Consider the following 13563-nt stretch of genomic DNA (forward strand, 5'->3'; position numbering starts at 1 on the left):
ACGGGGACTGCACTGGATGTATTGGGTCGGGGAATCCACGTCAGCTAATTCGAAAGTGCCTCTAAATACTGTTGTGCCACACGTGGTGACGACCGCTCTTCCCGAATCTTTGCCCGAGCGTTATCGCTTATTTTGGACCTCAGCTCCGGGGACGAAGCTAGCTGGGAAATTTTCTCAGAAGCCGAAAGCGCTGACTCTGCCTGGTAGACCAATCCGGATGACATGTCTTCGACGAATTCCAGAGCGCCACCAAGTGAAGGAACAACCACAGGCACACCCGCAGCCATTGCCTCGCCGACTGTGCGTCCGCTGGCCTCTTGGCTGTTGGCCACAAAGAGAATGTCAATTTCCTTATAGATTTCTGACGTTTGCACTGTGCCCAAAAAACGGACGCGGTTCGGAAGATGCAGCGCACCAAGTTCCTCAAGAGCCAGTTGATATTCAGTGTTGTCAGAAAACGCCGCACCGTAAATATTCAAGGATATGGACGGCTTACACATGCCGACAGCCTCGATAGCAAGTTCGATTCGTTTTTCTGCATCAAGTCGGCCGGCGATGCCAACTACCAAGGAGGAGGGGTCACGCTTTGAAATTGAACAGGGCTCTACCGCAATTGGTCTGACGATGAGGCGACGATCGATCCTAGTCGGAAGCATCGTTCCTACATATTTACTAATATAAATAACGCGGTGAAAACCAAAAATAGCAGATGATACGGTTCGAAGGGCCCTAGGGCTGAGGAACGAATCGTGAACGTCGGCAAGTAATTTGGGACGCCAGGTGGGAACTAAGCGAAGCATCCAACCTAGAAAATAGAGATTGACGCTAAAGATAACTACGGCTGTCCGGCCGCGGCCATGTTTAATTATCTGCCAGGCAAAGGCAAATAGCCGCATAAATCTGTTCTGCGGAGCCGTGAACAGAACAACCTCAGCCTCAGTCTTCTCACGGAGAAAACCGGAAACGGCCGGACTCGAGCAGATAACGAGGGAAGTTGTGCCTAGGCGCGAAAGTCCATTGATGATCGTCGTAAGGCTGTGCTCCGCGCCCCAAGGATGAACTGCGCTGGTCACGAATATCGGAGACACATCGGATGCCAGGATGGAATCGTCGCAAGTCTCAGCATCGGACATCGAACTGTCATTTTTATGATCCACTGGCGCTCTTATTGATAGATGGCTTCTTTAATGACTGCTGGTAACTGGATTCATCAGAATGCACCGTTACTAATCTCCGATTCAGGCTTTTTTCTATCGATTTACGATTTGTGGGTGGGAAAACGATGCGCAACATCAAATACACGAGCGCTAGCATTAGAGTGACCGCAAGAGTATTTAAGGTATAGTATGCAAATCCACCCTTAGTAATCCATGAATACAGTATAAACAAAAGAACGCAATTGCGCATTACTATAAGGGCGCTATCGGCGGGGCGATGGAGAAGTCGGATCACACACCCAATGATGAAGAAGGCTACGACGGAAGTCGTTACTCCAAAAGAGTATATAAATTCTGGTATACCACCGACAGTCACTGGCGTCGTCCAAGCTGATGACGCTGGATTCACGCCGATTATTTGCGCCGATACGGCTCGTTCGAATGAGTAGAGACCGGACACATCTCCCCCTGTGTATTTCTTTAGGAAGAAGGCGAAGTCGCTCCATACTGCGCCAGGTTGTGCACCGAAGACGTATTGTTCGATCGCGATTTGCTTTGGTTGCGCACCGACAAGGGTGATCCGATCTACGAACTGTCTCCAGGCGGGGGCAGCGTTTGTTGTATAGGTCTTATAGCTTGTAGCAACTGTCAAGCCGTAGGCCACCGCTAGCAACATTGCCCACCAGTAGCGAGAGACGAGATGTCGCAAGACGATTTTCTTCCCCGAAATTGCCACTGCAAAAATGAGCATAAGAATTAGGGTGCCGGATAGGCCACTTTTGAAGCCCGACAGAACTGATATCAGCAAATACGTCGCTGTTGCCCATTTCCAAGGTTTGTATATTGTCCAGCGTATGCCCTTGGAGTGGGCGACGGCTGTAGCCAAAGCCCACGCAAGTGGAACTCCGTAGAGGTACATCCGCCCGGGAATTCCGAACAGTCCGGACGACGTGAAATCAAATCGTTCAACTTCTATGGAGTCGGAAAATAGAGGTATGCCGCCGGCAAACAGATGGTAGATTGCGAGCCCCGCAGCCACGAGTACTACACCCATGACGGCCCTGTCAGATGCACCGTCTCGCTTGTTTGATTTCACTTGAGAGAGGGTGGCAGCTGTCTCTGTTCTGTCAGCATGCCGCTCGGGGGTGATCAGATATCCTACTGTAATTGAAACGACGCAAAACCCGAAGCTCCAAAAGGTTGACCAGTCAGCTCCGCCTTCATCCGCCAGGATGCCGAAACCGGTGAGCGTTGTAAGGGACCCCATGAGAACGAAGAACATCAAATTTACCCTCGCGAAAGCGAAGATGGATACTGCCATAAGGACCGCAATGATTACCAGCGCTAGATCCACGGGTTTACATTCCCTTCGGGGAGCGCCATCGGTAACCAGCGTAAATGCCGGAGAGAATCTTCATAGATTCGGGGTATTTTCCTTGGATCAGAAATCGAAGAGCCCAAACGATCCGCAGTGCCGTAACGGTAAAGAGGAAGCGGCGTAGGGATTTGTGCTTTCGAAAGAGGATAATACGGCTGCGCGTTCCGTGTTCGTATGTGACGAGTGACTTGGATCTGTCGCCCCCCGGTCGGGCCGTTGACAATCCCTCACTATGCGATACGCGCACAGTCCTCGAGACCGACAACGTCACTTCGTCGAAGTCTTCTTGAAGTCTCATGACTAGATCGGCTTCTTCGCTATAGAGGAAGAAATCGCTGGAGCAGCCGCCGGAGAGATTCCATAGCTTGGTGGAGATGCCGAGGAAGTGACCACCAGGATAAACCTGTTCGCCACTTAACGGACCCGATTCCTCAGATAGTTGGCGCGTCCGACCCGTCACTCTTTTCAGGGCCCCCTGCCCAGTCATTAGACCTCTCGTGGTTATAGTGGGCGCACTGAAGAGAGAACAATCGTTGTCCCGGACTTCCCCAGCAAAATCGCCGATTGAGCCTGTCGCAAGTCTGACGTCCGGGTTTATGATGACGACGACTTCAGGTGATGTCGCAGATGCTAAATTCTGGAGAGAGGCCCACGCCGCATTATTGCCACCGGCATATCCGAGATTTGCCCCGGAGCGACTGCAGGCTACAGTCGCGAACAAATCCTGGAATGTAGCCGCCGTTCTTTCGAGCGCTTCAAATTCGATGTCATCGCAACTGTTGTCCCAAATGGACACACTAACCTGCTGACGAGCAGGGTCCCTCTCCAAGGAATCTAAAAGCTCCTTGACCGCATTTGAAGTTTGATAGTTGACGATCAATACGGCAACAGTGGGCCGCGTACTTGCTGCCGTCGCTAGGTCGCTCTCGTCTGCACAGTTCATCTGTGGTTGATCCTTTGGACTGGGTTTCTGTGACGGGTAATTTGAAGCGTACAAAGGCTGAGTAGGTCGCGGGCCGGACCTCGCGGCGAAGAGGCGCATCCTCATACCCTGTGGCAGTGTCACAAAAGGAATGGCTAGCGCTTGGCGTGTTCAGCCAAGGGGCGCCGGAAATCGGCTGGCATCCCTTGTTTCGGACAAACTGTCTGATTGCGTTGTGCTTTCCGGCGACGTAGGAACATGCGGGTTCTTCGAGCCGGAGCCCTTGCGAAGGTAACGCGCTCCCTTCAGCTCAGCACTGCCGTAGTAGCTGTAGGAATAGGAGTCGGGACCTCTTGAGGGAAGTCGATTCAAGACGATACCGAGTATTTTGGCTTCAACCATACGCAACGCCTCTAGGGACTTTGCTAGATCCTGATGTTTCGACTTCTGGGAGCCGACTACGAGTACTACGCCGCTTACGTACTGGGATAAGACCGCAGCATCGGTCACTGGGAGCAGAGGAGGTGCATCAATGATGATGGTATCGAAAGCTGTCTCGAGTCGTCGGATCAGGTCCCGCATTTCGTGGGAACCGAGCAGTTCGCTGGGATTCGGGGGGACCTGACCCGATGTAAGGACATACAAGTTGCCCTCTCCCCACGGCTGTAAAAGGTCGTTAATATCGGCATTCCCTACCAAGGCGGTCGTCAGTCCAGCATGCCTGTCTAAGCCCAAGTATTCGCTGATCATCGGGCGTCTCAAATCGGCGTCGATCAGACACACGGTCTGGCCAGCCTGGGCCAACGCGATTGCCAAGTTCGTGGCTGTTGTGCTCTTGCCCTCGCCGGGCAGCGCAGAGGTGATCACTACTGTCTTGGCTTGACCAGAGACATTAGCGAATTGGAGATTTGTACGGAGTTGGCGGAAGGATTCCGCGCGAGGACTTTGCGGTGCTGCCTGAGTCAACAGGGGCTTCTTTGAGGCATCCTGATCGAATGAGATGCCACCAAGTAGAGGTGCGTCCGTAATGCGTCGAAGGTCTGCTTCTCCTCGAATTCGGTTATCCAGGGTCGTTCGCAAAATCGCCAGCACGCATCCCACAGCTAATCCAAGTAGGAGACCAACAGCTAGGTTCAACCTTGTGTTTGGTCCGGACGGTGCGGTAGGCGCCTCGGCTGGTGTGATTATTGACAAGCTCACGGGGGAAGTCCCCCCTGTCTTGGGGCGTTCCAGGTTGTCAATGGCCGTTACGAGGCTATCGGCGACTGCCTGAGCTATGGCTGCCGCTTGCACCGCCGACGTGTCCGTGGCGGCTATGTTGATTAGCACCGTGTTCGGGTCGGTGCTGGCTTCCACCCGACTCGCTAGTGCGGAGGCGCTAATTCCGAGGCCCAATTTATCTACTACTGCTTGCAGCACCACTGGCGTAGTTACCGTTTTAACATAGGACTGGACACGCGCTTGGCTAAAATTGTTGCCCTGTTGAAGCTCTTGCACTGAGCCTGAACTTTGGATCGCCACGAACAACTGCGTGCCGGCAGTGTAGGTGGGCTTAACAATTACTGAAGCAACTCCGCCGCCCAGTAGGCCGGTCAGTGTGGCCGCCACGACCAGTATCCAGTTACGGCGCAGCATGCGCAGGTAGTCGCTTAGGTCCAAACCGGGGTCCCCCTGAGTTGATTTCTGGAGGACATCGGGCCGCTAGGCGCGTCCCCCAGAACGGCAGTATTCGTGCGGTGCAGCTAATTGTACCCGTCGTATGTTGCAGCAATGGTCGAATGCGACATCGTTCAGTATGGCCAGAGGGTCCGGCCGCAGCCGAATGCCTTTCCCCTGGCTCTGTGGACTTCTTCCCATAACTGGCCTCGACCGGTCAAGATGGCATTATCTCGTATCCAAATCCTCGAACACCAAAAACGTCTGCGTGTCCAGCACCCCGGGCATGGACTGCAGTTGGTCGAAGATCACCCTCCGCAGGTCGATGTTGTCCACGGCGCGCACCAGCAGGATGACGTCGAAGTCCCCGCCCACCAGGGCGATATGGTGCACCTCCGGGATGGCACGCAGCAGCTCCCGGAGCTCCCGCCAGGAATGCTGCCGCACCTTCAAGGTCACGTAGGCCGAGGACTTCAGGCCAGCCTTGATCGGATCCACCAGCGCCGTGAATTTGGTCAGGACCCCCTCGCCGGTCAGCCGCGCAATCCGCGTATACGCATGGGCGCGCGAGATGTGGACGTTCTCCGCGACCTGCGTGACTGACATCCGGCCATCCCGCGTCAGCTCGGCGATGATGTTCCGGTCCACATCATCCAGCGGCACCGCAGCCTGGTCCGCTTCGTCCTCTGCCATTCGTCCACAACCCCCACCGGTAATCCAGCACACACTTACGATTTGTCTTCCAGAGTAGTCCCATTCGTTGGACTTCTCCACGATTTCTGCCGGAGCTGGATACGAAACATCACCCCGGGCCATACTTGGAGCGAATAGTGGCTACAGAAGGACGGACCAATGACGATCTCCGCAGACCACACTGCGCAGCACCCGGCGCCCGAGGACCAGACACCCGGCGCCACGGCACCCGGCACTCCACCGGAAGACGCCGCCAGTGAGGCGGTCCGGAAGTTCGGCATCACTGTCGAGGACTACATGCTGCCCGCCCGGCACCAGATCCAGATGGTGGGCTCGGACGGCACCCTGAACCCGCACACAGAACAGGGCACCCAGCCCGGCCACGAATATGCGCTCCCCGGCGACGAGGAACTGATGGCCGCCTACGAGCAGCTCGTCGTCGGACGCCGCGTCAACGACCAGAACTCCGCCCTGGTCCGGCAGGGCCGCATGGCCGTCTACCCGTCCAGCCACGGCCAGGAGGCCTGCCAGGTCGCCGCCGCCTTGTGCCTGTCCGAGGGCGACTGGATGTTCCCCACCTACCGTGACTCCGTGGCCGTAATGGCCCGCGGCGTGGATCCCGTCCAGACCATGACGCTCTTCCGCGGCGACTGGCACGGCGGCTATGACCCCTCAAAGCACAAGGTCGGCATCCAGTGCACCCCGCTGACCACCCAGCTGCTGCACGGCGTCGGCGTGGCCCACGCCGCCAAGCTGCGCGGCGAGGACACCGTGGTCCTGGCCATGTGCGGCGACGGCGCCACCAGCGAGGGCGACTTCCACGAGGCCCTGAACTTCGCCGCGGTGTTCCACCTGCCGGTCGTCTTCTTCGTCCAGAACAACCAGTACGCCATCTCCGTGCCGCTGGCGCACCAGTCCGTCGCGCCGTCACTCGCCCACAAAGCCGTGGGCTACGGCATGGCCGGCGAACGCGTGGACGGCAACGACATCGTCGCCCTCCTCGCCGTGCTGGGCCGCGCCGTCCGGCTCGCCCGCGAAGGCTCCGGACCCCTGCTCGTGGAGGCCCACACCTACCGCATGCAGGCCCACACCAACGCCGACGACGCCACCCGTTACCGCCAGGACAGCGAAGTCGCCCAATGGGTGGCCAAGGACCCGCTGAGCCGGATGAAAACCTACCTGACGGACCGCGGACTGCTCGACGACGACCGCGCCGCCGGAATCGCCGAGAATGCCGAGGCCGTAGCCACCCAGCTCCGCGAAGGGCTGAGCGAGGAAGTCCCGGTGGAACCGCAGGATCTCTTCAAATACGTGTTCTCCACCCCCACACCCCAGCTGAAGGAACAGTCCGCCATGCTCGCTGACGAACTCGCCCGCGACGCCGCATCGAAGACGGAGGCCGCGAAATGAGCCCCACCATCACCACTTCGTCCGAGGCGAACGGCAACGTCAGCGCCGCCACCGCCCGCGCGGCCGCCACGGCAGCAGCCACAGCTGAACAGACCGGCCCGCAGGCCGTCACCCTCGCCAAGGCCCTGAACACCGCCATGGCCGACGCCATGCACGCGGACCCCTCGGTTCTGGTCTTCGGCGAGGACGTCGGCATGCTCGGCGGCGTCTTCCGGATCACCGACGGGCTCACCAAGACCTTCGGTAAGGACCGCTGCTTCGACACCCCGCTGGCCGAGTCCGGCATCGTCGGCATGGCCGTGGGCATGGCGATGAACGGCATGCGCCCCGTCATCGAGATGCAGTTCGATGCCTTCGCCTACCCGGCGTTCGAACAGATCGTCAGCCACGTCGCCAAGATGCACAACCGCACCAAGGGCACCGTGAAGCTGCCCATGGTCATCCGCGTGCCCTACGCCGGCGGGATCGGGGGAGTGGAGCACCACTGCGACTCCTCCGAGGCCTACTACGCCCACACCGCCGGGCTCAAGGTCTTCACCCCGGCCACCGTCGCCGACGGCTACCGGATGCTCCGCGAAGCCATCGACTCCGACGACCCCGTGATGTTCATGGAGCCCAAGAAGCTCTACTGGTCCAAGGACCAGGTGGACCTGGGCGCCCTCCGCGCCGAACACGCCGAGAACACCGAACGCGGAACCTCCTCCGAAGGCCGTGCCGCCGTCGCCCGCCCCGGCACCGACGCCACGCTGATCGCCTACGGCCCGTCCGTCCCGACGGCGCTCGCCGCCGCCGCCGCGGCCGCCGAGGAGGGACGCTCGCTCGAAGTGATCGACGTCCGCTCGATCGTGCCGTTCGACGACGAGACCGTCTGCGCCTCGGTCCGCAAGACCGGCCGCGCCGTGGTCATCGCCGAGGCCCACGGCTTCGCCTCCGTATCCTCCGAGATCGTCGCCCGGGTCCAGGAACGCTGCTTCCACCACCTAGCGGCACCGATCCGCCGCGTCACGGGCTTCGACGTCCCGTACCCGGCACCGAAACTCGAGCACTACTACCTGCCCGGCGTGGACCGAATCCTCGACGCCGTTGACGACCTCCAGTGGGAAGACTGAACATGAGCGAACCGAAAGTATTCCTTCTCCCAGACCTCGGCGAGGGACTCACCGAAGCCGAACTCGTGAACTGGCTCGTGGCCGTGGGCGACGAAATCCGCGTCGACCAGCCGATCGCCGAAGTCGAGACGGCCAAGTCCATGGTCGAGGTTCCCTCCCCGTACGCCGGCACCGTCGCCGTGCTGCACGGCGAACCCGGCCAGACCCTCGACGTCGGCAAGCCGCTGATCTCCGTGACCCCCGTCGGCTCGGCGGTTGCGCCCGCCGCAGCCCTGGCGGCCGAGCCGGCCGACATCGCAGACGCCGCCGCGGAGGTCTACCGCGAGGAAGAAAAGGCTGGATCCGGGAACGTCCTGATCGGGTACGGCACCCCCGGCGGGCACGGTGTGGCCCGCAGGACCCGTGCGCGGAAGTCCCCGGCCGGGACTGCAATGGCGGAGCCGGTGGCCCAGGTGGCCGCGGCCGAGAAGGCAGCGGATGACCTGCTGCTGATGCGGACCCGGGTGCCCGGGAAGCTCGGGGCTGTCATTTCCCCGCTGGTCCGGCGGATGGCCCGCGACCATGGGGTTGATTTGGGGGAACTCCAGGGATCCGGGGCGAGCGGGCTCATCATGCGCCGCGACGTCGAGGCGGTTATCAAGCCTTCAACGGTTGAGCGTCCGGCGGCTAAGCCTGTTGAAACCACGCCGGCCGAGACTGCCGGTGACACCGACGCCCGCACCGGGCTCGGCATTACTGGGCGCACCGCCGTCCGCGGCGTCCGGAAGGCCGTTGCCGCGAACATGACACGCAGCCGGTCCGAGATCCCGGAAGCCACCGTGTGGGTGGACGTGGACGCCACCGCCCTCGTGGAGATGCGCGCCGCGCTGAAGAAGGCGGACCCGCACCACACCCCGGGCCTGCTGGCGTTCATCGCGCGCTTCGTCACCGCCGGGCTCAAGAAGTTCCCGGAGCTGAACACCCGGATCGTCACCACCGAGGACACCACCGGCGGAGCATCCCAGGAGATCGTGGCCTTCGACGGCGTCAACCTCGGATTCGCGGCCCAGACCGACCGCGGCCTGATGGTCCCGTCCGTGCGCAACGCGGACAAACTCAGCGCCCGCGAACTGGACGCCGAAATCCGCCGGCTCACCGCCGTCGTCCGCGACGGCAGGGCCAGCCCCGCCGAACTGGGCAGCGGCACCTTCACGCTGAACAACTACGGCGTCTTCGGGGTGGACGGCTCCGCCGCGATCATCAACCACCCGGAGGTGGGGATCCTGGGCGTCGGGCGGATCATCGACAAGCCCTGGGTGGTCAACGGCGAGCTTGCTGTCCGCAAGGTCACCGAGCTGACCCTCACGTTCGACCACCGTGTATGCGATGGGGGAACCGCAGGCGGCTTCCTGCGCTATGTGGCCGATGCGATCGAGAACCCGGGGTCGGTGCTGGCTGACCTGTGATACGCGAAAAGGATGCCTCGAAGGTTCGGGCCCAATTCGCCTGACGATGACTGACGGGTGCCTCTTCGGGCAATCGTCCTGGGGAGGTTCTTCATCGTAAAGTCGCTGAAGCGCGGAGGCGGGCCATAGATGCTACGGCGGCCTGTATTCCGATCCTTGGGCGGCGCGTTTCGGGTTCATTAGGCGCTGGGGCAGGATGTGAGTGAGGTTGCATCAAATCGTGAACCCCTAACTCCGGGCGCCCGTCGCTGTCACGAGTGCCGCGCGCGGGGTGTGTGCCGCGTCGGCGACAATGAACGTACGCTGCAAGACTCTTGGACTTTCCCGGGATCGGCCCTGGCGCTTTGTCGCAGTCCCGCACCTCGGTGACCAGAGAGGTGGGCTGGTTCACTACCAGGGCGTTCCATGTTCCCTCAGCGCGGTGAGCAGTTCCCGGCCCCGCATTTTGTCCAGCGGCAGCGTAATGGCGACATTGCCCCCATGGCGGTGTTGACTGCAGCTGCTTTACATCAGCTCTGGCCCACGTCCCGCCCGCGGGACATGTCGGATCACACGGCATATTGCCGTTCCTTGCAATCACACAATTTGGTCGAAGTCACCGCACACGATGCAAGCGACGCATTGCCAAGGGGAAGGGACGCAATGCTGCAGGAGTGTCCCTATCAGCGGTCAGCAAGAACCTCCCAACCATGGGACGCCACCGCCGATCATCGATTGCACGGCAAGAAAGCCTGACGGGTCCATTGAGCAGATCGGCGGCATTCAGGCTTCCCAAACAGATGCAAATGGTGTCTGCGCTGCCAGCACGCCTGGGCGGGTGGGCCGCATTCGCAGAACGGTCGCTCGTTGGGCAATACGACCGAGCAAGCAGGAATCCATCACTGCCTGGTCGGGACACTTGACCGATCTGAGGAGACTGGTATCTCTGAGTCTTTATGAAGTGGAGTACTATTCGGTTCACGCTTGAGCGCAAGGAACTTCTTCTCAACCAAGTGGTAAGACGCCGCGGCCATCGCTACGGTTATGCCGGTCACCGCGAATAGCCTCACCAACGATAGGGCGCCGTCTGTGTCCCAGAAGGTTCGGAGGGTTTGCAGCGGGACCTGGTGCCACAAATATACCCCGTAGCTGATGACACCGACGTATCTGACGGGCGCCCACTCCAGCACGGCCAGTAACCAGGTAGGAACCACCGCCGCCGCGCATGCGCCGACAAGGACTGCCGACGCCACGATGCTCAGCGGCCACCACCCACGGGAGTAAATGGCTGCCTGCAGGTCAGACGACCCCGCGTCAGCATGGCCAAAGACAAAGGCAGCTACAAGAGTTGCGCCGGCCGGTATGACCAGTTGCTTAGCCACCTTGCCGACCTCAGCCCGATGCTCGGCCACAAGAATGGCTAATCCGCAACCAACCAGCAAAGCGTCGGCGCTGAGGTCCGTGCCGGTCTGCCGCACCGGGTCCGCGACGAACAGCCACTTGCACACGTACGAAGCGATCGCGCCTACGAGGGCGCTCCACATTACCCCCCGCTTGCCGTTGACTTGGTACGCAATCCAGAGGCAAAAGGGCCACAGGATATAGAACTGCTCTTCGACGGCCAGCGACCAGTACAGTCCCAGGTAGCCTGCCGAGCTTGACCCTGGTTCATGCACCGCAATGTTCCACCAGTTAAGGAAGTGGAGGTACGCAGCCGGGATGGCGACGAGCGATTGTCTGGCTATTGCTGAGAAGGGGGATAGCGCGAGGGACAAAAAGAAGTAGGCGCTTGTAGCCAGAAGCATCGCAGGAAGCAACCGCAACAAACGGTTGATGTAGAAGTTGGCTAGGTTGATACGTCCGGACCGGTCAAGTTCGCGGATGAGGATCGTTGTGATCAGAAACCCCGAGAGGACAAAAAAGAGGATGACCCCGGTCTTGCCACCAGTCGTGTACGGCATTCCGGAGTGGGCAACGATCACGGAAATTACAGCCAGCGCGCGGAGACCATCGAAGCCCGCGATGTACGTCTTGCCCCTTGGCCTCAGCTTTGCTTCCACGGTCTACCCCCAGTGTTCATATACCCAGCTACTAACCGGAGCCATTGTTGCAGATGGACTCCGCCTCGATTGTTTCACGTCGATGTACGAGAGTCTGTCGAGTCATTACGCCACTAGGCGCAGGGGCCGGAAATTATCCTCAACTATTGCCCGCTAGACTTGCCAATCATCCGGCTACTGGTTTGGGGGGCGCATGGCCGATCTGAGGATACGAGCTAAACGAATTGAAGGGCTGGATGCCCTACGCGGGATCGCCGTGGGCCTTGTTATGCTGCGTCATGCGTGGCCGAGTACCTTCGGTGGGTCCGGTATCGTCGGAGTGGCGATCTTCTTTACGCTCAGTGGCTACTTGATCACCCAGCTCCTCGCCAAGGATCTGGATAGGTTTGGTTCCATTCGGTGGAAGCGGTTCTACCTGCATCGCGCATTCAGGCTCTTCCCGGCACTACTCCTCCTTCTCGCGGTGTTCGCAATTGTTCAAGTTGTGTGGGATCCAATAGGGGAACGTAATGCGATCCTTCCCTCGCTGCTTGTAGCCATCTCCTACACCGCAGACCTTCCGCTCCCCATCCAAGTGAGCGGCGATCTTGGGCACCTTTGGTCACTAGCAGTAGAGGAACAGTTCTACCTAGTCTGGCCAGCCGCCCTATTCCTTTTTGTAAAGACTAAGAAGAGCATTAGGGCTGCGGCGCTTGTTGTGGCCGGACTGCTCACCATGGCCTGTTGGGGAACCCTCTGGGCATCACCCCGTCCATCGGATCTTTACACGCTTCCCACGACTTGGGCCTCGATGATGGCAATAGGAGGAGCGGCCTATCTTTGGCGTCCTTCTCTGGACCGGCTTCCCAAGTTCGTTCGAGTTGGAGGCGCAGTAACGGGAGCCGCCCTATTACTGGGGCTCAGCTTTGCCAAGGAAGCGAAGGAATCCCCACTGACCTATCTCATGTGGCCAAGCCTAATCGCAATCGCAACGGTCTTTATCGTCCTACAAGTATCAAGCTGGAAGACACTCCCGGCAGCGTTCTGGCGCCCTGCGCTGTGGCTGGGGACCATCTCCTATGGAGCTTACCTATGGAACCTGCCCCTCAGGGTCTGGCTTCACGCCCTGATGCCTGACGCTCCATCCATCCTTATGGGCCTGTCGATTCCGCTCACAATCGCTGCTGCCTGCGCCAGCTGGTATACGGTCGAGTGGGTTGGCAGGAGGATGCGCGAGAGGTTCGACTCTGAAACTGCATCTAGGCAACCGGAGCCGGTTCCATTGGGCGTCGCATGAGTCATCGCCACAGGTAGTAAGCAGTCCTTGGAAGGTCTAAGGACCGTCCAGCTGCGTCGGAGAGAAACGACCGACCTGGCAATTGCATGGAGCCGAGGAATATGGCCAAGGCCACTCCGTCGTTCTTGCTGACACGAATTTCTGGCTCCTATTGTATCGTGCGAGGTGACCGGGATTCATTGAAAGGGCGCCGTCACGGCTCAACCTTCTCCACGTCATGATGCTACTTGCGACGACTATTGCGGATCCCCATGCGGGTGCGCACCGCACTGTTGGGGGCGGGGGCATAAGATGTTGGTGAGGGTTCTCGGGGTGCGGAAATGAGCAGCCGATAAGGCAACTGCCGCGCCGCAGGCTATGGCATCAACAGCTCCCGCAATCGCGACAAGCGGCGCGTGCAGGGCCCTAGAGTGAAGGACCCCTCATTTTCTGCTCATGGCTTCCATCTCCCGGCCAGCTCCGAAAGGTACAATCGAGG

The 13563-nt window shown here is 59.7% G+C and carries 10 protein-coding genes; 4 read left to right on the top strand and 6 right to left on the bottom strand.

The features are described from left to right. Window positions 1-44: 44 nt before the first annotated feature. From AC50YC_RS01070 to AC50YC_RS01090, 5 genes are all read right to left on the bottom strand, one after another. Window positions 45-1157, bottom strand: a complete 1113-nt coding sequence (locus tag AC50YC_RS01070; protein ID WP_494951798.1) for a glycosyltransferase family 4 protein — start codon at window positions 1155-1157, stop codon at window positions 45-47. Further along, entirely contained in the window at window positions 1147-2511 is a 1365-nt protein-coding gene (locus AC50YC_RS01075; RefSeq protein WP_494951799.1) for a hypothetical protein, read from the bottom strand. The genes AC50YC_RS01070 and AC50YC_RS01075 overlap by 11 nt, the downstream gene beginning before the upstream one ends. A 4-nt stretch (window positions 2512-2515) precedes the next feature. Beyond that, window positions 2516-3415 carry a glycosyltransferase family protein gene (locus tag AC50YC_RS01080; protein ID WP_494951800.1) on the bottom strand — a complete coding sequence of 300 codons (900 nt, stop codon included), beginning with the start codon at window positions 3413-3415 and terminating at the stop codon, window positions 2516-2518. A 213-nt stretch (window positions 3416-3628) separates the two neighbouring features. Beyond that, complete coding sequence (locus AC50YC_RS01085; RefSeq protein ID WP_494951801.1) at window positions 3629-5116, bottom strand: tyrosine-protein kinase domain-containing protein; 1488 nt, start codon at window positions 5114-5116, stop codon at window positions 3629-3631. A 225-nt stretch (window positions 5117-5341) separates the two neighbouring features. Further along, window positions 5342-5806 carry an Lrp/AsnC family transcriptional regulator gene (locus AC50YC_RS01090; RefSeq protein WP_307461019.1) on the bottom strand — a complete coding sequence of 155 codons (465 nt, stop codon included), beginning with the start codon at window positions 5804-5806 and terminating at the stop codon, window positions 5342-5344. A 159-nt stretch (window positions 5807-5965) separates the two neighbouring features. On the opposite strand from AC50YC_RS01090, the gene pdhA reads away from it, so the two are divergent. Genes pdhA through AC50YC_RS01105 form a run of 3 tightly spaced genes read left to right on the top strand, consistent with a single transcriptional unit; the run spans window position 5966 to window position 9770 of the window. Further along, on the top strand, window positions 5966-7216 hold the full coding sequence (pdhA, locus tag AC50YC_RS01095; protein ID WP_494951802.1) for a pyruvate dehydrogenase (acetyl-transferring) E1 component subunit alpha: 1251 nt from the start codon (window positions 5966-5968) through the stop codon (window positions 7214-7216). Continuing rightward, window positions 7213-8325, top strand: a complete 1113-nt coding sequence (locus AC50YC_RS01100; protein ID WP_494951803.1) for an alpha-ketoacid dehydrogenase subunit beta — start codon at window positions 7213-7215, stop codon at window positions 8323-8325. The genes pdhA and AC50YC_RS01100 overlap by 4 nt, the downstream gene beginning before the upstream one ends. Window positions 8326-8327: 2 nt before the next feature. Further along, complete coding sequence (locus tag AC50YC_RS01105) at window positions 8328-9770, top strand: dihydrolipoamide acetyltransferase family protein (RefSeq protein WP_494951804.1); 1443 nt, start codon at window positions 8328-8330, stop codon at window positions 9768-9770. An 878-nt stretch (window positions 9771-10648) separates the two neighbouring features. Here AC50YC_RS01105 and AC50YC_RS01110 read toward each other — a convergent pair. Continuing rightward, a complete protein-coding gene (locus AC50YC_RS01110) occupies window positions 10649-11809 on the bottom strand; it encodes an acyltransferase family protein (protein ID WP_494951805.1) in 1161 nt (386 codons plus the stop codon). A gap of 193 nt (window positions 11810-12002) precedes the next feature. Here AC50YC_RS01110 and AC50YC_RS01115 point away from each other — a divergent pair, with 193 nt between their 5' ends. Continuing rightward, entirely contained in the window at window positions 12003-13085 is a 1083-nt protein-coding gene (locus AC50YC_RS01115) for an acyltransferase family protein (RefSeq protein ID WP_494951806.1), read from the top strand. Window positions 13086-13563: the final 478 nt, after the last annotated feature.

The organism is Pseudarthrobacter sp. MDT1-56 (genome assembly GCF_059383555.1).

Bases quoted from the DNA above. Each gene is read 5' to 3' on its own strand.
- AC50YC_RS01090 (WP_307461019.1), bottom strand. From the start codon at position 5,806: ATGGCAGAGGACGAAGCGGACCAGGCTGCGGTGCCGCTGGATGATGTG.
- pdhA (WP_494951802.1), top strand. From the start codon at position 5,966: ATGACGATCTCCGCAGACCACACTGCGCAGCACCCGGCGCCCGAGGAC.
- AC50YC_RS01100 (WP_494951803.1), top strand. From the start codon at position 7,213: ATGAGCCCCACCATCACCACTTCGTCCGAGGCGAACGGCAACGTCAGC.
- AC50YC_RS01105 (WP_494951804.1), top strand. From the start codon at position 8,328: ATGAGCGAACCGAAAGTATTCCTTCTCCCAGACCTCGGCGAGGGACTC.
- AC50YC_RS01115 (WP_494951806.1), top strand. From the start codon at position 12,003: ATGGCCGATCTGAGGATACGAGCTAAACGAATTGAAGGGCTGGATGCC.